Below are 20,979 nucleotides of genomic sequence, written 5' to 3' on the forward strand. Positions count from 1 at the left end.
GTTTATCTACTTATTAAGCAGTTTGAGGAGATTGTTCGATTTCGCCTTTCGCCTGTGCACGCTTGTACATAATCAGAGTAAGAGCGATTGGTACAATAACTGCAACCAGCATGGCGACTAGGTATACCATCCAGTACTGAGGCTGGATTGACAAGATACCCGGCAGACCACCCACACCGATACCGTTCGCCATTACACCGGCGCTACCACAGATTGCAGCGGCAATCGCAGAACCAATCATGGCGCTAAGCATCGGGAACTTGTACTTAAGGTTAATACCGTACATCGCAGGCTCAGTAACACCCAGGTAGGCAGAGATTGCAGCCGGTACAGAGATTTCACGCTCGTTGTGTTTTTTGCTAATCCAGATGATACCCATAACAGCCGATGCCTGAGCAATGTTAGACAGTGCAATCAGAGGCCAGATTGGCGTACCGCCCATGTCTTGCATTAGCTGAAGGTCAATCGCATTGGTTGTGTGGTGAACACCGGTGATTACCAGCGGTGCGTACAGGAAGCCAAAGACCATGGCACCCAGAATCGCAAAGTCACCTGTCATTGCCACTTTCGCCGCGTAACCAACTGCATCACCCAGCATACGACCGAACGGACCGATGAATGCGTGAGCAAGGATCACTGACACAATGATAGAGACAAACGGTACAATAACCAGGTACAGGTACGCCGGAATAATCCGCTTGAGGTTGGTTTCAATAAACGCTAATGCGATACCTGCCAACATTGCCGGGATCACCTGAGCCTGATAGCCGACCTTTTCAATGACGAACAGGCCAAAGTCCCAACTTTCGGGTACTTGCTGTCCGATAAGATAGGCGTTCATCAGCTGCGGTGATACCAGAGTCACACCCAGTACGATACCCAGAATCGGTGTACCACCCAGTTTCTTCACTGTCGACCAACACACGCCAACCGGCAGGAAGAAGAAAATCGCTTCGCCAATCAGCCACAGGAAGGAGTGCACTGTCGCCCAGAATTGGCTAATTTCGGTCAGAGTCTGACCGTCAAACATCCGGATGTCGCCGATGACATTACGGAAACCGAGGATCAAACCACCGGTGATAATTGCTGGCAGCAACGGAACAAAAATTTCGGCAAGGTGTGAAATTCCTCGCTCCAGCAAACTCATATTCTGGCGGGCTGCCACTTTTGCCTCTTCCTTGCTGGCGCCGGCACTGCCCGTCATCTCAGTTAAAACTTTATATACCTCGTCTACTTCGGTACCGATCACTACCTGAAATTGACCCGCATTGGTGAAACACCCTTTCACCATTGGGATTTCTTCAATTTCTTTGACGTTAGCCTTGTCAGTATCGCTAAGAACAAAACGCAGTCGGGTCAGACAGTGACTAACGCTAGCAATGTTGTCACTGCCACCGATTAACTCCACCAGACGCTCGATTTGCTGTCGATTAATCTTACTCATGCCGATGTCCATGTTTATATTTGATAGGGAATGTCGTTATTGTTATCCCGCAATGGGAATGTTCCCACCGCTCGAGATAATAATGGCAAAGCCAACCCAAAAAGAAAATGGGAACATTCCCACAACGTGAATCAGTTCACACATTCAGGTTACTTATTAAACGCGCCCCACCTATAACACGATTGTAGGATAAGCGGGATCGTTTAGCTTTTCATCCTGGCTACAGGCTTGCCTCTTGGGTTAAATGGGTAATGGTTTGCTGCCCGGAAAGCTGCTTGATCAATAAGTTGGCCGATGCATAGCCGGCCTTAAAATAGCCCGGATCAATGCTGAAAGTATTGGGAAAAATAAATGAGAGGAGATCGGTGGCACCAACACCGGAGACTTGAATATCACTGCGACCCAGTTCCTGAAGCCGCTTGGCAACGCCCATGGCCAAGGTGTCACTGGCACAAACTATCGCCTGGGTCTCAGGCCCTATGACATCATCGGTCAGTTGATAGGCACTTTCATGGCTAAGCTGTCCGGTCTGGAAACATGGGACTATATCTGCCTCCTTACAACAGGCCTTATAGGCGTTCAAGCGCATCAGGCCGGTGGTCTTATCGCTCGGGTCGACCCCCATGTAGCTAATGTGCTGCTTGCCCTGCTGTATGAAGTGGTTCATGGCCAACTCGATGATGCCATGATTGTCGTAGCCGACCGACGAGATCCTATCGGTATCCACAGCAATAACGACGGCTTTGTGCTTGAGCGCCTCTATTGCCGACAAATCGCAATCGGAGAAACCAAACACTATCACCCCGTCGACATTACGCTTTTGCAAAACAGCAAGATGCTCGTTGGTTTTCTCGGCACTGAACTGGCTTTCCATGATCACGGCATCGTAGCCAGCCTGATAGATCACTTCCAGGATCCCGCTTACCGCTTTATTTTCCGACGGAGAGTCCAGACGCGAGAGAATGATCCCGACCACCTTGGCGCTGCCTCCCCGCATAGCCTGTGCAGACTTGGACGGTACATAGCCAGAATCCCGGATCACCTGCTCAACCTTTTCACGGGTTTCCGGTTTTACCTTTGGATCATTGGTGAGAACACGGGATACGGTTGATTTTCCGACCCCAGCCAATTTGGCAATATCAAGAATAGTGAGCTTCTGAGTCATAATTAATACAAGCTAATACAATCCCCTCTATTGTCACCGTCATACTTAGGATTTCAATCATTTTCGGCAGCATTATCTCAAAATCCTTCCGGATACCGGCAAATATTCCCTGCCAATTATCAAATCGCGAAAAAATGACAAAGTAGTGATTAATGACAAATACTTACAGTAAGCGGACATTCACTAAAACAAAATCGGATAAATTGCTCACTGTGATGGTATTTACTTGAATTCTTTATATTCCGTCCCCATATCTATTATGGAACTAAACATTAAAAGCTATAAATTGCTAAAAGTCGTGTTGGCCTGTTCTTTTGCTCCCCACTCTTTAATATGCCTACACGAGTAAAAGCATAAGGATGATTATGATTACTCACGTTGGCATTATCGATCAGGATCCCGTAAGACTGATAACCCCTTTACTCGACCACGGCATTCCCGCCGATAAGATGATTTTTATCGGCACCCTGGACCAGCAGGAACAATATAACCGACTGGCTTCGATTCTTGCGCCTCGAAATATTCAAGCCGAATTCTTTACCATCCCAGATTCCATCAACATCACCTGCATCCGCCGCCGCCTTAACGAACTAGCCGCCGAGCTAAAACAGCAACAGTCTGAAATTTGGTTTAACGCCAGCTGCGGACTTCGCCACCGCCTGTTATCGGCCTATGAAGTATTTCGTACCTACCACTGGCCAATCTATGTGATTGAACCTTTCAGTGACGAGATGTGCTGGCTATATCCAAATGACCGCGAGCAACAGCAGGTCGAAGACCGGATTCAGCTTACCGATTACCTGACCATTTTTGGTGCCCGTTGTGAACTGCCTGAGACCATGGTTCCAGAGGCGCTGAACGATCAACTGTGGGAACTGGGTCAACGCTGGGCCAGCTCAGCGCTGGAACTTGGACCAGGGCTTGCCACCCTTAACTACCTTGCGACCACCTGCCGTAAAGAACAGAAACTCGATGTCGCGCTAAGCGAAAAACAGCAAGGCTACAAAGAGCTTGGGATGCTGCTCTCCGATCTGGAAGATACGGGGCTTGCCACCTACAACAATGGCATCCTGACGTTCAAACACGAGGAAGCACGCCGCTTTGCCAATGGTGAGTGGCTGGAGAATCTGGTTCACAGCACCGTACGTGCTATCCAGAACGAGTTGCCGACCATTCAGGACCACTCTCTGGGTGTGCAGGTATACCGTAAGATTGGCGAACGCGAAGTCCGAAATGAGCTGGATGTGGCTACCGTGGTCAATAACAAGCTTCATATCATCGAGTGTAAGACCAAAGGGATGCGCGACGACGGCGATGACACGCTCTACAAGCTGGAATCTCTGCGTGACCTGCTTGGCGGCCTGCAGGCGCGTGCGATGCTGGTCAGCTTCCGTCCGCTGCGCCACCATGACCTGGTACGCGCCCAGGATCTGGGGCTGGCAATTATCGGTCCGGATCAGCTTGGTGATCTGCAAACCCACCTGCACAACTGGCTCAGAGATGCTGGTGGTCAAAGTCATAACGTGGCCTAAGCAACAACCCTTAGAACATGAGTAACGGGTACTTAGTGACCCGTTACTCTTCCCCCTTCGTAAATTTAATTCAAGCTACTTACCCTCAAGCGACTAAAAACTCCACCTAACCTGCCAGAACAATTGGGTGTTCGCTGTTTGCCCGAACAGGCTATCACTGCTGCCGTCAAAACGCTGGATCACAGTCAGCATCTGCCAGTCATCGGCCAATGAGTAGGTATTGCTTGCGCCGACGAAAAACGAGCCGTCATCGTAGTAGGTCCCCGAGAAAGTCAGCCTGCTCAGCGGCGAAATATCAAAACTGGCATCAGCATACCCGCTGAGCTTGGTAAAGCTCAGAGTTCGGGCCGTGAGCGGTAAGTTGAGAAACGCCAAGGCATTTCGCGGCTCCTGCGGATCAGAAATATGTAAAAGCGCTGCGCGCGTCATCCAATTATGTTTCCCGCCAAAGCTGTAATCGACCTCGATACTGGCAACAGAAGTGGATGTCAGGTTTTCCCCCCGCCATTCATCTCGAACCGGATCGAACCAACCAACTTCACCGCGAAACCCAGCCCCTTTGATGTCTCCGGCAAAACCTGCCCCAACCACATAGTCCAACCCCGATTTACCCACCAGCAGCTGCATATCCCATCCCTGCCGATTGAAAAAATAACGTCCGGCATAACTGTGCAACTCACTGTCCCGGCTCGGGCTGTAAACCAGATCAACCGAGCTGGCGAACCCCAGCTTGTGACTAACCATCACCGCATCGCTGCCGGAACGCTCTTCGTAATCAAAATCATAAATCGAATATGAGTTAAAAATATCGTTGGGATTCCACAGCGTTGCCATTCCCCAGTTAATCCGAAAACGACCGGTTTGCAGTTGCCAGTCCTGATGCTGCCAGGTGAGATAAAGTCGATCAAACTGCGTAGTACCGACCACGCCGCTCTTGTCGATCCAATTCGTCGTCAAGTCCATATAACCCGGATCCAAACCCACCAGCTGACCGAATCCCGGTATTTCTGCACTATCACCGAACAGCAGGCGATTACGCATCCCGACATTAAAACGCACATCCGGGTTAAAACGGTATTCAAAGTTAAACCGCTGGTGAATGAGATGATCGAGTCCGTTACTTTGGTCGTCGGGCAATACCGCCGTGGCCATGTATTTAACATAACCGTTTAAGCCCCAGTCCTGCTCCGGTTCCAGTCCCGGTATCCCTCCCGGCACTTGTGCCATCACCGAGATACTGGCGACGCTAGCAAGTATGCAAAGACTCTTCACTGGCGTCGATCCTCTTTAAGCTCCCCGTCTTCAAAAACAATCACCCGGCGTGCCCGTTTGATCACCCGAGGATCATGGGTCGAGAATATAAACGTCGTGCCTTCTTTCTCGTTTAGCTGCTGCATAATATCAAGCAGCTCAGCAGTACTCTGCGCATCGAGATTTGCTGTCGGTTCATCGGCCATCACAAAGCGTGGCCGTGGGGCTAATGCCCTTGCCACGGCTACACGTTGTTGCTGGCCACCGGACAACTTGGCAGGTATCTTGTGTTGCTGCTCAGCAAGGCCAACCTGCTCCAGTAGCTCTTCCGCTCGCTGACGGCACGCTTTTTCACTGTGTCCCTGCAACTGCATCACGAACTCGACATTTTCCAATGCAGTCAGGACCGGCAACAGACTGTAGTCCTGAAAAATAAAACCAATATGATCCCGTCGAAAGGCAATCAGCTCTTTCTCTTTCAGCTTGCAGATGTCACAGTCGTCTATCCGTACCTCGCCCGAGGTCGGGTTATCGATGCCACCCAACATGTTAAGCAAGGTCGTCTTGCCTGAGCCCGACGGCCCCATCACAGCAACAAATTCTCCCTGCTCGATGGACAAATCCAGGCTCTTTACGGCCTGTACCGGAAAGTCCGAATCAGGGTTATAGGTCTTACAAAGCTGGTTAGTCTGAATCGTCATGATCAATGTTTCTCCGCCATTGCATCAACAGGACGCTGTTTTAGAATCTGCCGCGCCGGATAAAGAGCGGCTAACAGGCTCGCCGCGACGACAGTAATGAAAATCATCTGGTAATCCGCCAGCGAGACTTGTGGATACAACGTGGTATCGACTCCGAACGCACCAAGGCCTTCGGCCACCTTTCCGAGCGGCACACCGGTATGCTGCAGCAACTGCATTAATCCGAGACTGCCTGCTATTCCCAACAGGGCTCCGCTAATACCCAGCCAGGTCGTTTCCAGCATGATCAACAAAAAGATATTGTGCTTTTGCATTCCGACCGCCATCAGCACCCCAAATTCCCGGGTACGCTCAAATACTGACATCAGCATGATGTTAATGATGCCGAAACTCAGGGCGAGAACGAAGATGCCCAACATGATTGCATTGCTGGTCCCCATCTGATTAATGATCGATGCCAGCATCGGCTGTACCTGCTTCCAGTCACGAACGGTATTTTGCGCTGATGTTTGCTTCTGCAATTCATCTCGCAGCGCAAATGCCGCCTGCTCATCATCCAGCAATACCGCAATTTCATGGCTGCCCTCGATACCAGCCAATGCGGTTAAATCACTACGCCTGACAAAGACATTGCCTTCATCGAATCCCGACGAGGGGGTTTTAAATATCCCGCGAACACGAAAAGCCGCACCGGTTACATCACCGCTGGCATTGGTAAATGTCAGCACGACCTTGGAACCAATACGCAGACGCAGTCGCTCGGCAGTTTTGATTGATACCAATACAGGATTGCGACCTTCAGACGACAACCACTCTCCTTGGCGAATATTGGCTGCCAATGGCGTTACCAAGGTTTCAGACGCCACATCGATACCATTGATCCTGACTCCTCGGGCGCTGCGTGCCGAGGCGACCATACCGTCAGCCACAAACCGGGCAGACAAGGCTTTGACCTGCGGCAACTGTTCAATCTTTGCGATAAGCTGGCGAGAGTCTGTAATAATTGAGTTGATATCCGGATTAGTAAGATAGCGGCTATTGTGAATCTGGATATGGCTGGTCTGCCAGGCGATGGCATTATCTATCATGCTGCCATACATGCCGGTCATGAACCCCATCATACTCACTACCCCCATCAGGCCGAAAACCATGGCGCTGAGCATGATGCCGGTACGTAATTTATTGCGCCAAAGGTTGCGCCAGGCCAATTTAACCAGCATGTCCACCTCCTTTTAGCGCACTGACCAAATCCAACCGATAGACACGCCACATCGGATAGAGCATACAGAGCAGCAACAGGCCCAATACTATGGTGATCTGATTGACGAACAACCAGGGCTCCAGCAACACCGGCAGCACAGGATCCCAGCCCATTTCCAGGATCATCTCTGCCGTCTCGCCTGTAAGTACTATCGGGTTATAGTAAAACCAGATCAAAAACGGCGCTGCGATCACCAAACCGATCACCACACCCAGCAAAGCAATAAATAAGGATTCAATGCCAATGAGTGCAATCAGCCGCTTTCGCAGCAATCCGGTCGCCAACATGACACCAAACTCTCGCTGACGCTCAAGCGTCATCATCAACAAGGTGGCAAACAAACCAAAACCCACCACCCCATAAAGTAGATACATCATGATAATGCCACCCGCCTTATCCATCAGGATTTGCTGGGCCATTTCGGGGGATAAATCTTGCCAGTCCCGCACATTGGCCTGTCCGGCATAGTCTTCCGCTAGTTCGGCAACGGTCTGAGGCAGTTCCGACAAGTAACGAGTATGCAGTACCCATGCAGTGATCTGCTGCTCAGTGCTATATAACGTCTTGGCGAGAGCCAACGGCATATACACCAGTTGGTTATCAAGCTGCGGCATCGGAAAATCCAGTATCCCCTTGACCGGATACAAGCCAGCTGCAGTCTGACCCCGGTATCCCTGTCCATAGAGAATGATCTCATCGCCTACCTGTAATTCCAGAAAACGGGCCAGTCCTTCGCCTATCAGCACCTGCTTATCATCGGTCGACAGAAACGCCCCTTCGCTGAGCTTTCCGGCAATATTCGAATAATCATCTTCAAGCTCGGGGAGTACCCCCATCACCATGACACCTTTGGACTTATCACCGGCAGCCGCCAAGGCAAAAGACTCTATTCTCGGCAAAATACGTTCGATATTCGGGTGGTTCTTTGCCGCTGCAATGAACTGGCCATTGGCTGGCAACAAATCATCAATGCTCTGGCTGTCTGAAAATTCCGGGTGCTGGATCTGGATCAATCCGGTATAGAAACGGGCAGCATTTTCAATGTTATTGGCATAGCTTCCCTCTTGCAGGCAGCGCATAAACAACGACAAAGCGAGCGCCAATGCCAGTGCCGATGCCGTCAGCACCGTTCGTCGCTTCTGCCGCCATAGATTACGCCACGCTAACTTCACTAACATACCGCCTCCTGGTTTGCGTTAGTCGCGCAGCGCTTTCATCTGACTTAGCGAGAAGAAGCTGTCTTTGACGACAAAGTTAAATTGCGCCTGATGAGTAATAATTTGAGTTTTATTTCCCGGTTTATCGGCTGGCAGCATTTCCATCCTGGATGCTAGCTGGCGCCCTCCGAGCATTTTCACATCATAGGTTTTCATGGTATTGACCAGCTCATCGAACTCATCGAAGAACTCAACCTTGCGCTGCAAGTAGGTAGATTGCGAGATCCACAATCGCACCTTGTTCCACACCACGGGCGCATTCGGCTTGGCAATAGCATCGATAACCCAGGTCTGGTCGCCATCAAACACTTCCTTGCCGACCATCTGGTGCCGGTAGTCCACCACAATGGAAGACTGGTTGATTAAATCATCATTGGTAAAATCCGATCCCATCCAGGACTGACTCAGCATTGATGGTGCAATTTTGACAACTCGCTCGATGCTAGGGATCCAGTTCCACATTTCCCGATGGCGCTTGAGCGAGGCACTGCCTTTGTCTTTGGCAGGTGCTGTTACCAGCACCAGCGACAGATCCATGCCCTTGCTCCAGGTTTTCATACTCATGGTGCGGGTCCAGGTCGGGCGAATGATCTTCATGGTCGCTTCGGTATAGCTTGAATCACCCCGCATTTGCAGATCAGATTTTCTGACGATTTCTGTTGCCGTCTCGGCTAACAAGGCTGATGAAAACAGGCTAACCATCATTGCGATAAAACAGGGAACAACACGCATCACTTATTCCTTAGCAAATTGTCTGTAACTCGCCTTACTGCTTAAACAGGCGCGTTTATTTAAACCAGGCTGCCAATGTCGCCTGATCGATGAGCTTTAATGAATCCACCGGCGCACCGAGAATACGCTCAACAGATTGCTGGGCTGCCTCAACTTTACTGATTGCCTTCTGCAGTGGCTGCTCATACTGCTCTTGATGCAACAGCAAATCAGTTACCGCTTCAGAAAAGGCATACAAGAGTGAAACCACCAGCTCGGCCACATCTTCTGGTGACTGGGTATCGAATACACCTTCATCTATACCTTGCTGGATAATTACGGCATAGTCGGCAACCAATAGCTTCGCGCTTCCCGCCATCAACTTATGTTTGAGGGTCAGGTTCTCATCCATGTTGATGATCCTGGCAAAGCTGAGCAGCCCGTCTTTTTGTTCAATCTTCCACTGGTTGGTCATTTCCAGCAGCTGATTCCACTTACTGATCGCATCGAGATCCGGTGACGTTACAAGATCGCCTACCAAAGCTTGATACTGCAGTTGCATGTCATCAACCAAGGCCTCCAGCACCGCCTGCTTGGAATCAAAGTAATGATAGAAAGCACCTTTTGATACACCGACAGCGTTAATCAGATCATTCACTGACGTACTCTCATACCCCTTGCTATAAAACAAGCTTTGCGCCGCAGCAATAAATTCGCTGCGCCTCTCGTCTGCCGCTTTTACCACTCTTGCCATAAGGCTCTTCTCAACACATTCTCAATGATATTTACAACCGACCGACCGTCGGTATGTGTATAAAATATATGCAGGTGGTTTTAGTTATGCAAGAAACATCGTTGTTATTTGACCGGTTTATAGTTGAACTGTGAGCTCAAATGCCAGGTGGCAAAGAAAAACAGCAATACGAGAGATAGCAGCCTTCTGAATTAGAGAAGTACTCTGTTAGCCAAAATGATGGTGACACTTTCAATGCGAAGACAAGAGTTGGAGGCATAAAAAAACCGACGCTTGAGCATCGGTTTAATGTGTTTAGTGGTAAACAAACTCGCTGGAATTTAATTCGAGAGCAAGGCGGAAGCGCGCAGTTGATAACTATCAATGAGCACTTCCAACACAGCTATCGTATTAAATAGCCAGTGATAGCTATTACTCGGCCAGCATGCGACGAGCGGCTTCAACTACCACTTTGATAGAACGCGCTTCTGTTTCTTTCAACGTCGCGTGATCTGGGATTTCTTTCTGAGTACGGTTGATGATAACACCAGCTACACAACCAGCACGTAGACCTGAGCTTGCACACATTGTTAGCAGTGTTGCTGACTCCATTTCGAAGTTCAGAACACCCATTTGCTGCCACTCATCCATTGAGCCCTGGAAACGGCGTACAACACGGCCTGAGAATGTGTCGTAACGCTCCTGACCTGGGTAGAACGTATCTGAAGATGCTGTTACACCTGTATGTACTGTTGCGCCGTCTGCATCACATGCTGCTTTCATTGCAGTTGCTACGTCAAAGTCTGCTACCGCTGGGAACTCCATTGGAGCGAAGTGAAGGCTTGCACCGTCCAGACGAACTGAACCAGTTGATACGATCATGTCACCAACATTGATGTGCGGCTGGATTGCACCAGTTGTACCTACACGCAGGAAGGTACGAACACCTAGCTGAGCCAGCTCTTCTACTGCGATAGAAGTCGATGGGCCACCGATACCTGTTGAACAAACAACAACAGACTTGCCGTCAAGCTTAGCGCGGTAAACTGTGTACTCACGTGCACTTGCCAGGAACTCAGGGTTATCCATTAGGTTAGCAATTTTTTCAACACGTGCTGGATCGCCTGGAATAATTGCTAGTTCTGCACCGTTAAGATCTTCTTTGTTAACACCTAGATGGAAAACTGCGTTGTCAGACATAATCATATCCTTTCTTATACTGTTACCGCGTGATAGGGAAGTTGAGGTCCGCGGCTCTTTATCAAAAAAAATTGTGTTTTGACAATACTCTAATCAGAGCATTCTCAAAACACATGTTAACGATAGCCGATAGAATGACATATTTTAGTGACAGGAGTCACAATGATTGAAATAGGCTCAATTTCATCTTTCACAACAAGGTGACCCAGATCACATAAAATCGTTTACCTATGCTTTCCATCACAAAAAAAAAGCACCACCTAGGTGGTGCTCTTAAGGCAGTTAATCGGTCTGGTGCACCTACAATTCGCCCTTCACTTTAAAGCGAAGCAGTCTGAGGGCATTCAGTGTGACAAGCGCTGTTGCACCGCTGTCGGCCAAAACTGCGACCCAAAGGCCTGTCATACCGAGTAAAGTGGTGACAAGGAATACTCCCTTTAGCCCAAGTGCTATCACGATATTTTGGTGGATATTGGCAAGTGTCGCCCGTGACAGAGCAATCATCACCGGAAGCTCCGATACCCGGTTATGGGTCAAGGCCGCATCTGCCGTTTCAAGCGCCACATCGGTACCGCCTCCCATCGCAATACCAATGGATGCCGTTTTCATTGCTGGCGCATCGTTAATGCCATCCCCTACCATCGCGACTTTCGCACTCTGGTTGGCAAGCTGCACTTCATTGACTTTGTCGGCAGGTAGCAAACCTGCACGGTAGTCGATGTCAATCTCAGCGGCAATGGCGGCAGCGGCTCGGGGGTTATCCCCCGTCAGCATAACGGTATGGATCCCCATCGCTTTTAAGTCTTTGATAGCTGTGTGGGTGTCATCCCTTAGGTTATCGCGCCAGGCGATCAGGCCAACCGGCGTTCCGTTCCGAACCGCAACCACCAAGGTTTTGCCTTCTCCTTCCAACTGCTCGGCCTCAACCTGCTGGGTCGAATTAAGGGTAACCGACTCAGGCAGCCTGTCAGCAGCAGCCAGCAGCAAGGTATCGCCATCAACATTTCCCTGGATCCCGCGTCCCGGCAGGGCCTCACGCTCACTGGCCTCGACAACCATCAGTCCACGCTGTTTCGCAGCATTAACAACCGCCTGAGCAAGCGGGTGCAAAGAGCCGGCTTCGACAGCCGCAGACTGACGCAGCAACCTGTCTTCATCACCGTCCCAGCTGACAATATCCGTCATCACCGGCTTACCCTGAGTCAGTGTTCCCGTCTTATCGAAGGCAACGGTCTCGATATGCCCCAGCTGCTCCAGCGCCGCTCCACCTTTAATCAGGGCACCACGACGGGCTGCCGCTGCCAAGCCAGAAGTAATCGCTGCCGGTATCGAGATAACCAAGGCACATGGGCAGGCAATCAGTAACAAAGTCAGTCCCTTGTATAGCCACTCATTCCATGGTTGAGCAAATAGCAGCGGCGGTATCACAATCACCAACGCGGCAAGCACAATCATGGCCGGTGTATACCAGCGGCTGAAACGATCTATAAAGCGCTCTAGCGGCGCTTTACGCGACTCGGCATCTTCAATCAGGTGCAAGATACGATCGATAGCGTTGTCGCCCTGCTCAGATGTGATCTTCAAGCGCACGACTTTATCTGTTACCAGAGAGCCCGCCATCACCTGTTCGCCAGGCTGTCGTTCGACAGGCACAGACTCGCCCGTTAATGCACTTTCATCAAAACTGGCTGTAATATCGACAACCTCGGCATCAGCCGGCAAACGGCCACCGGGAGCCACCTCAATCACATCGCTTTTTTTCAGATCTTCGGCAGCTACTTTTTCCTTGGTGCCATCCGTGCGTACCACTGTTGCTTTTTCCGGTACCAGATCCATCAGGGCTTTAACCCCGCTTCTGGCACGGGCTGAAGCATATCCTTCCAGTTGCTCACCAACTAGAAAAAGAAGCAAGACCATCGCAGCTTCCGCAGTCTCGCCAAGATAAAGAGCACCAATGGCAGCAACACTCATCAGGGTCTCGATGGAAAACGGCGAGCCACCTTTGCCAAGGACGATGGCTTTTTTGACAATAGGGACTAAGCCTAGCAAGGTGGTGAGCGTAAAGGCGATAAGCCCATAGGTTTCTGAGCTTTTATTGATGATGAAAGATATCAGCATCATCACCGCAATTGCGATGATGGGTAGATTCTGCTGCAGAAAACTTTTACTTTCTGCTTCACTGTCTTTGCTACGGGTCGAGATCAGCGGAAAACCCGTTTCTTTTGCTTTGGCTTCGATGGTGCCAGCCAAGCCGTCTGACTGACAGCTAACGACAAGCTTTTGGGTCGCAAACATAACTTTGGTAGTTTCAATACCGTCAATCCCAGATATCGCTTTTTCAAGCTTACTGGCACAGCTTGGACAGTCCATATTTTGGACTTTCCAGCTTAATGTGTTCGAATGGGTCGACTGAATTAATTCTGCTTCAAGTGCCTGTTCTTCTTCTGCTGACGTCGTGACACTACAACAACTGCTACCAGAGCAGCTATTCGACTCTTGTTCATGATGATGCTCATGATTTACAGGAGAATGGCTTACCGATAGCTCTGGCATTGTGGAAGGCGCAGCCAGAGACGCTGATGAGATAGATAAAGCCGGTTTCACAAGGTTGTCGGCAGAGGCATGAATGGCACGAACTGAAGATCTACCGGCAGCGGGTTCCTCATCTGCACCTGGCTCACTATTGCTGTCAGAGCTGGATGAGTCACAGCAGCTCGCCGCGACAGATGAACTGCAACAATCTTGTATTGCACCACTCTCTACCTGCACAGAGCCGGCACTGACTGCCGTCGGTTTCGCAGTATGGATATGTGGTTTCTTGTTATTGCATTGAGCACACATGTTTCTCTCCTCGGTATGCTTTATAGATTCAATACAATAACTATAAACCTTGGAGTCGAGTCTAAGGTCAAGACAAAACTTACGACTTGAAAGTGCTAATGAAGCGCTTGAACTGAACGAAAGCTAAGAGAAAAGCCGCTAAGCTTCTCAATTGATGATTTAGATACTAAAGAGAGGCGAGATTTTGCGAAAAAGAATCGAGTTCTGTGGTAGTCCCCACCGGCTCAATTCAGTAAATTAGCTTGAGTAATATTCGATAATATTTCAAACATTATTACGGCCACGACTAAACACAGGAAGAAAGCTGTCACTGTTTCCTGACTATTTTTGGGGTGTGCCGTTTGCCTGCTCTTGTCTACCGATTAGCTCTTCCTCCGGTTTAAGCTGCCTGGCCTGTTTTTCATGCAAGGCTTCAATCAGCTTGCGGTCCAGCTCAGCGAAATACAGATCCTCTTCGGCCTTGCCTTTGCGGCGCATGTTTTCAATGAAATCAACCATGATATCTGCCTCTCGTCATCCACTTATTTTAATAGTAGTTGATGAGCCGAAATGGATTCCTACGGAAACATACCAATTATTCTTAACTTGATCTTAAGCAGGTTCTCATGCGAGGCGGGGCTTTGAAATGTGATCAGAGGAACGCAGCAAGTAAAAAGCGAATGCAAGAACGTGTCCTTCTTGCATTCTGCTATACCCAAGCTACCTCAAGATGCAGGATTCAGAGTGAGACCAGCGAGCTCAGTTCAAGGAAAATGACGGTAGGAATGGCTTCTCCCTTTCAACGTTATTTGACACAGAAATGGGTTCGCTGGCTCACTCCCAAAGGGCGAGTTTACTTGGCTTCTATGCGTTGTTACCGATTATTAATTTAGAGCCACTAGATTTTCTAATCGGTGCCTAGCCTACAAGCCAAGTAATTCTCGCTGAAACGAGCATCTTGAGGTAGCTTGTGTATAAACAATTATTCTGCTTGAAAGCCGGAATTAGCGAAGGCGACGGAATACCACGCCGTTATCAAGAATATCGGTCCATGGCTGATAATCCAATCCCATATCAAACACATATTCAGTGATCAAGCTTCGTGCCGTCGTCAATAACGCATCGGCTTTCCAAGGCTTTTCAAAGTAGCTTTCTATCCGAGCACGGTTAATTGCAGCGATTGTGTCCTGATGGGTCGCCTGGCCTGTCAGCAGTACTTTCTTAGTCTGGGTAAAACGCGGATCCTGAGAAATATCAGTCAGCAGCTCCACGCCGGTTTTCCCCGGCATCACATGATCCGAGATCACCAAGGCAATAAACTCACCTTCTGCGTCCAACTCATCCATCAGCTCCAACGCTTCATCGGCCGACTCACAGTCTTCCACATGAAAAAAGTCATTCAGCGGCGCCAGATCTTTGAGTACCGCACTCAGTACTTCTCGTTGATCATCTACACAAATGATATTTAGTTTTTCCATAACCATCCCTTAGGCGATTGGCAATTTAATTCGAAATTTGGTTTTCTCCGGATCGCTCTTCAGTGCAATTGTGCCGCCATAGCTATGCACAATACGTAACACGATAGATAGACCCAGCCCCAAGCCAAATTGCAGACCTCCTTTTTTGGTGGTGAAATTTGGCTGAAAAACTTTCCTCCGTGTTGCCTCATCGATCATCGGGCCATTGTTACTGATGGTAATGAGCAACCGGTTTTTTGAATGTCGGGTGATAATCTCAATCTGTGGCTCCTGCGTATCTTCCATCGCATCACAGGCATTTTTGATGATATTCACCCATACCTGTACCAACTCAGTGGTACTGGCGGTAATTGTCGGCAGTACTGCCGGACGCAATACGACATTGACCCGCCGCAAGTTGCTTTGCAGCAGCGACAACGATTTATGGATCGTATCGTTAATGTCAATATCAGGCTGACGGGCATGATCGGTGCCGCCGAGCTGTTTCACGGAACGGACAATACTGGCCGCATGTTTTGACGCCAACCGCATATCATGCAGATCACGCCCCATATCCCAATACTGCAATGCCTCATCCAAGTTTTCCAACCAGAAATCCGGGATGTCGCCCTTAGGCTGTGCCCGCGCTAACTGGCGGGCCTGATCACGCTCAAGGCCATACTTCTCTTGCAGCTCCTTGGCTCTTTTCCTGGCCTCTGCTGAAGTTGACGACTGACCGGCACAGATTCCGAGGTCGATAAACGGGCTGACTTCGGGTTTGCTTTCGGCTAAAAACTGGCAAATAGCACTCTGTAGCCCCTCCGTCTTACTGCTCAGAACCCCAACCGCATTGTTGAGCTCATGGGCAATCCCTGCTGCCAACTGGCCTAGTGTCGTCATCTGCTCTGCCGCGTAGAGCTTCTGTAGCGCCTTCTCTTTCTCCAGCGCCTGTATCCCAGTGATCATCTGGCGCTGTGCCAACTCATGAACCATCACTGGCATGAACTGCTCACTGAAAGAGCCGTAGATTTCCGATTCCTTGGCCTCGGTATTAAGGTCAATCCAGGCAAGTTCACTATCTGTCTCGGCGATAACCGTGGTCGAAGCCACAAATGTCCGGGAGAAAAAGCTATGCACTCCAAAGAACATACCTTGTTCAACCCGAAACACTCGTGCTGTCAGTTCACTGTTTTCTTTGTTCAGGTAGCCACTAAGCTCGCCTTTCTTCACCCAGTACAATTTATCGTTATAACCGTCCTGCTTAAGTACCTGAGTACCAGCCTTGACGCTCACCGAGCGAGACGGTTCGCGAAAATAGGTATCAATAATACGCTGTAGGGCTTTCGGTTGATGCATCTGCTCTCCGGGGTAAAACAGGGCCCGCCCTGTTGTTCGGGCGGCCCAAGCTCCAGTTAAATGTGATCGATGAGGTGCAGTGCCCAAATCATCACGAAACTCAGTAACACACCCACAACACCAATAATCACACCAACCCGGGCCATCTGATTGCTCTGCACATGACCAGTGGCATGCGCCAGTGCGTTGGGCGGCGTACTGATAGGTAAGGACATACCGAGCGATGCCGCAAAGGTCACCACGAGAATCAAAGTGATCTCGCCGCCCAGCGGTACCAGCGACGTCATAGAGGTACCCAATGCCGCCATAATAGGCATCAACAAGTTAGCCGTCGCAGTATGAGACATAAAGTTGGCCATCAGCAGGCACAGTAATGCCGAGCCAGCCAATACAATGTATGGCGAGTAGCTATCGAACGGAATGCTATGAACCATCAGGCGAGCCAGGCCTGTCTGATCCAGCGCCAGACCCAGGGCAATACCGCCTGAAACCAGCCATAGCACATCCCAGGAAATTTTCTTCAGATCTTCTTTGTTGATGATGCCGGTCAGCGAGAACACGGCGACAGGAATAAGGGCCACGGTATAGGAGTTCATACCGTGGGCAGATCCCATCAGCCACAGAATAATTGTCAGGGCGAAAGTAATATAGACAGTTATCGCTTTTGGCGTTTTCAGGAACTTCCCTTTGATGGTGAGCTCAATTTTCTCCTGTTTGGCCGGATAGAGCGTATTGATAAGCCCCCAGGCAAACACCAGTAATACCGCAACAAAAGGGACACCAAAGAACATCCATTCACCAAAGGTGATCAGGTTTTCGCCCGTCAGGTACTTAAGGGCAATCGCATTCGGCGGCGTACCGATTGGGGTACCGATACCACCGATATTGGCCGCAACCGGAATACAAAGTGCAAACGCAATCTTGCCCGGATCCTTGGCACCAAACAGCGCGATCACCGGCGCCAGAATCGACAGCATCATAGCCGTGGTGGCGGTATTTGACATGAACATAGAGAAAATAGCGGTGATCAGCATCAAGCCAAACATCACGTACTTAGGCTGGGTACCAAACGGTTTCAGCAGCACCCGCGCTAAGTTGACATCCAGTCGGTACTTGGTTGCAGCCATGGCAAGAAAGAACCCCCCCAGAAACAGCATAATAATCGGGCTGGCAAAGGTGGCCATGATATCGCTGTAGTTCAGCAGCTCACCAAAATGAGACTGCCCTTCTCCGCCACGGAACAGATAAAGTCCCTTGTTCGACAGGAGCAGTAGCTCCAGTACGATGATCACCACCGAAGTGGCGTAAATCGGGATCGGCTCGAGTACCCAGCACAAAGCTGCCAGCAAAAAAATGGCGATAACACGCTGTTGGATAACGGTCAGACCTTCAACCGGAAATGCCGAGGCTGGCAGGATTAAAATCAGAAGCGGGATCAGGATAGGCACAATGTACCTGATATATTGGCGCATGATGTGGATATTCCCTTAAAACAATAAAATCTGCATCTCATGCCCACATCCATCCTTTAGGATATTCCGAGGATTCTAGTTATTCGGAAGAAACAACAACAGGCATAAGGATCTGCCGGCAAAAGGTGATTTGGGGCCGACAAACACATAACTCTTTGGTGGTAAGCATTGTGCTAGTAACGCTAAGGGATTTCTTCGAATCAGATCAATAAACAAGTGAAATGTAAATAATTTTAACGTTTATGAGGGGTCGGCCCACAACAGAAATCATGAGCCTAAATGTAGCGAATTTACGATTTTATGTCGGTCACCAACTGCTCGTCCAGTGCATCTTCCTGCCCCATGTAAGTCCGGGAAGAACAAAATGGTGTTAGCGGTATCTGAGGTTCCAACACTTCCAGTTCAACCTGTTTTTGCTCATGCTCGCATGCCATGATACTGACCTGCTTCATAACCAGTATCACACCCAACACGCCAAACACCACAGAACCCAGGGCCTGGCCAATTAATACGCCACCTGCACCACCTATATACCCACCAAGCATAACGAAAGGAATGGTTCCAATCGTCGCCTTCCCCATATTCAGCGCTGTCGACCAGGTCGGGCGATTGAGGTTATTAAAAGCAGCATTAGCAACAAACAAGGCACCATTGAAGATAAATGTGACAGCAACATACGAGCAGAAAATAGACAGCAACTCGGCAGCATCCCCCTGGAGGCTAAACAGGGCAATCAAGCTGTCCTGTGCCGACCATAAAACGACAGATACCAAGATGCAGTAAGCTGACACAAACAACATCGCATCGCGCAATGAGCGGATGATCCGATCCCAGCGCTCAGCCCCAAAGTTCTGACCAATAATCGGCCCTATCGCGCCAGATAACGAGAAGATCAATGCAAAGCTGACAGGCATGATACGCCCAATCACGGCATACCCTGCAACAAAGCTCTCACCAAACTGCGCAACATTACTGGTCACAATCGCGTTTCCGATCGGCGTGGCCGTATTGGTCAGAATTGCCGGGAAAGCAATAGCAGAAACTGGCAGCAACGACATGACAAATGATTTAAATTCTGGCCTGGCAACCAAATCATGACGCACGATCACTGCATGCAACGAGAATAGCAAGACCGCCAGCCGGGCAAAGACAGAGGCAATGGCAGCACCTTGCACGCCCATCGATAAGCCGAAGATAAATAGCGGATCGAGAATCGCATTGACTCCACCGCCAATCAGTGTCGCAACCATTGAGCGCCGCGCATCCCCGACGCCGCGTAGTGCAGCCCCTGCCGACATCGATATGGCAATCATCGGCGCACTGGGAAGCAGGATCGTCAGGTACTCTGTCGCCGCTTCGGCGACTCGCCCCTTGGCACCTATCATTGCCAGTAGCTGGGGCAGTTGCCACATCATCAGAGATACCAGAATGCAACTGATAATAAAGGCAAAAATCATGACATTGACTGTCATGCATCGCGCCTTGTTCTTATCTCCCGCCCCCAGCGCACGAGATACCAGAGCCCCCATGGCGATAGATGTTCCTATCGAGGCCGAGGTTGAGAAAAACACCAGGGTACCGGCAAATCCAATGGCAGCCGCCAGTTCAATCTCGCCCAGCAAGCTGATAAAAAACATATCCAGCAAATCGACAAGAAAGAGTGCCATCAGTCCGATTGCGCCGGTTCCCGACATGACAACGATGTGCTTCATCGGCAAGCCAGTGACAAACTTGGCATGAACATTCTCACTGGAATGCTTATCCTGGGGTGATTTGGCCACTACCGCTCCCTTCTTCTTTATTTTTTTGGTTTACAAACAAAAAGAAAAGGCGCATTAAGCGCCTTTTGGAAACTATACCCAAACTACCTCAAGATGCTCGTTTCAGCGAGAATTACTTGGCTTGTAGGCTAGGCACCGATTAGAAAATCTAGTGGCTCTAAATTAATAATCGGTAACAACGCATAGAAGCCAAGTAAACTCGCCCTTTGGGAGTGAGTCAGCGCGCCCATTTCTATGTCAAATAACGTTGAAAGGGGCTACCATTCCTACCGGTATTTTCCTTGAACTGAACACGCTGGCCTCACTCTGAATCCTGCATCTTGAGGTAGTTTGGGTATATATCAATACGTTTTATACCGGATGCTTGAAACAGTCAACAATCTGGTTACTGATGGCCGTCAGTACATCGCGGCGGGTAATAACCCCCATCAACCGTTTTGTCTCGGGGTCGATAACGGGATATATTTTAGGTTTCTGACCTGTCATAACTTCAGCCAATTCAATAATAGAATCTTCAGGCGACACGGTCAGTACATCTTGGCGCATACACTCACCAACGGTATGGGTATCTTGGCAATAATAACCAACTTTCAACAACTTATGAATCATATCCTGTTCAGATAGAAAGCCGACGACCTTTTTGGTCTCATTGATTACCGGGCCACCGATTTGTTTGGCTGTCAGTAACTTATCGAGAGCCTGAGACAATGACATATCGGGATCAAACGTTACCGGGCGCGCATTCATGTAATCTTTGACTTTTAACGACTCCATGCATCCCCCTAAATGAATTATTAATGCAAGAAAAACAGGAAGTTCATATTCTTCTACCTGTTGCGTTAAATTAAGTGTCGTTCATTTATCTGAAATTACTAAAT

Annotated in this window: 17 protein-coding genes; 1 reads left to right on the forward strand and 16 read right to left on the reverse strand. The window is 49.4% G+C overall.

All coding sequences use genetic code 11. The annotated features are described in order from the left end of the window. Positions 1-13: 13 nt before the first annotated feature. Together treB and treR are read right to left on the reverse strand one after the other, a co-directional pair. On the reverse strand, positions 14-1,444 hold the full coding sequence (treB, locus tag EIZ48_RS08995) for a PTS trehalose transporter subunit IIBC (protein WP_160650266.1): 1,431 nt from the start codon (positions 1,442-1,444) through the stop codon (positions 14-16). A 220-nt stretch (positions 1,445-1,664) separates the two neighbouring features. Further along, the gene (treR, locus tag EIZ48_RS09000; RefSeq protein ID WP_160650268.1) at positions 1,665-2,609 is read right to left on the reverse strand and encodes a trehalose operon repressor TreR; all 945 of its coding nucleotides are present in this window, start codon (positions 2,607-2,609) and stop codon (positions 1,665-1,667) included. Between the two features lie 365 nt (positions 2,610-2,974). Here treR and EIZ48_RS09005 point away from each other — a divergent pair, with 365 nt between their 5' ends. After that, positions 2,975-4,141 carry a Card1-like endonuclease domain-containing protein gene (locus tag EIZ48_RS09005; RefSeq protein WP_160650270.1) on the forward strand — a complete coding sequence of 389 codons (1,167 nt, stop codon included), beginning with the start codon at positions 2,975-2,977 and terminating at the stop codon, positions 4,139-4,141. Positions 4,142-4,234: 93 nt separating this feature from the next. Here EIZ48_RS09005 and EIZ48_RS09010 read toward each other — a convergent pair whose 3' ends face one another. The 14 genes from EIZ48_RS09010 to EIZ48_RS09070 form a co-directional block, all read right to left on the reverse strand. Further along, positions 4,235-5,368, reverse strand: a complete 1,134-nt coding sequence (locus EIZ48_RS09010) for a hypothetical protein (protein WP_160650344.1) — start codon at positions 5,366-5,368, stop codon at positions 4,235-4,237. A 41-nt stretch (positions 5,369-5,409) separates the two neighbouring features. After that, entirely contained in the window at positions 5,410-6,093 is a 684-nt protein-coding gene (locus EIZ48_RS09015; protein WP_160650271.1) for an ABC transporter ATP-binding protein, read from the reverse strand. Positions 6,094-6,095: 2 nt separating this feature from the next. After that, entirely contained in the window at positions 6,096-7,313 is a 1,218-nt protein-coding gene (locus tag EIZ48_RS09020) for an ABC transporter permease (RefSeq protein ID WP_160650273.1), read from the reverse strand. Then, positions 7,303-8,532, reverse strand: coding sequence for an ABC transporter permease (locus EIZ48_RS09025; RefSeq protein WP_160650275.1), 1,230 nt, complete (start codon positions 8,530-8,532; stop codon positions 7,303-7,305). Before EIZ48_RS09025 ends, EIZ48_RS09020 begins: the two co-directional genes overlap by 11 nt. 18 nt (positions 8,533-8,550) lie before the next feature. Next, the gene (locus EIZ48_RS09030) at positions 8,551-9,303 is read right to left on the reverse strand and encodes an outer membrane lipoprotein-sorting protein (RefSeq protein ID WP_160650277.1); all 753 of its coding nucleotides are present in this window, start codon (positions 9,301-9,303) and stop codon (positions 8,551-8,553) included. A 55-nt stretch (positions 9,304-9,358) separates the two neighbouring features. Then, positions 9,359-10,036, reverse strand: coding sequence for a TetR/AcrR family transcriptional regulator (locus tag EIZ48_RS09035; RefSeq protein WP_160650279.1), 678 nt, complete (start codon positions 10,034-10,036; stop codon positions 9,359-9,361). 411 nt (positions 10,037-10,447) lie between these two features. Next, a complete protein-coding gene (gene udp, locus EIZ48_RS09040; protein WP_075765277.1) occupies positions 10,448-11,215 on the reverse strand; it encodes a uridine phosphorylase in 768 nt (255 codons plus the stop codon). Between the two features lie 300 nt (positions 11,216-11,515). After that, entirely contained in the window at positions 11,516-14,056 is a 2,541-nt protein-coding gene (locus tag EIZ48_RS09045) for a zinc/cadmium/mercury/lead-transporting ATPase (protein WP_160650281.1), read from the reverse strand. A gap of 321 nt (positions 14,057-14,377) precedes the next feature. Next, complete coding sequence (locus EIZ48_RS29060; protein WP_192928502.1) at positions 14,378-14,554, reverse strand: hypothetical protein; 177 nt, start codon at positions 14,552-14,554, stop codon at positions 14,378-14,380. A gap of 485 nt (positions 14,555-15,039) precedes the next feature. Then, positions 15,040-15,513 (reverse strand): response regulator, encoded by a 474-nt coding sequence (locus EIZ48_RS09050; protein ID WP_075765287.1) that lies wholly within the window; start codon positions 15,511-15,513, stop codon positions 15,040-15,042. Positions 15,514-15,522: 9 nt separating this feature from the next. Further along, a complete protein-coding gene (locus tag EIZ48_RS09055; RefSeq protein ID WP_160650282.1) occupies positions 15,523-16,848 on the reverse strand; it encodes an ATP-binding protein in 1,326 nt (441 codons plus the stop codon). A 56-nt stretch (positions 16,849-16,904) separates the two neighbouring features. Beyond that, a complete protein-coding gene (locus tag EIZ48_RS09060) occupies positions 16,905-18,320 on the reverse strand; it encodes an SLC13 family permease (protein ID WP_160650284.1) in 1,416 nt (471 codons plus the stop codon). Positions 18,321-18,610: 290 nt separating this feature from the next. After that, positions 18,611-20,032: an MATE family efflux transporter gene (locus EIZ48_RS09065; protein ID WP_160650346.1), complete on the reverse strand. Its 1,422-nt coding sequence runs from the start codon at positions 20,030-20,032 to the stop codon at positions 18,611-18,613. Positions 20,033-20,452: 420 nt separating this feature from the next. Then, positions 20,453-20,875, reverse strand: coding sequence for a CBS domain-containing protein (locus tag EIZ48_RS09070; RefSeq protein WP_160650286.1), 423 nt, complete (start codon positions 20,873-20,875; stop codon positions 20,453-20,455). Between the last annotated feature and the right edge of the window lie 104 nt (positions 20,876-20,979).

It is taken from the genome of Photobacterium alginatilyticum (assembly GCF_009910675.1).
Classification (GTDB): domain Bacteria; phylum Pseudomonadota; class Gammaproteobacteria; order Enterobacterales; family Vibrionaceae; genus Photobacterium; species Photobacterium alginatilyticum.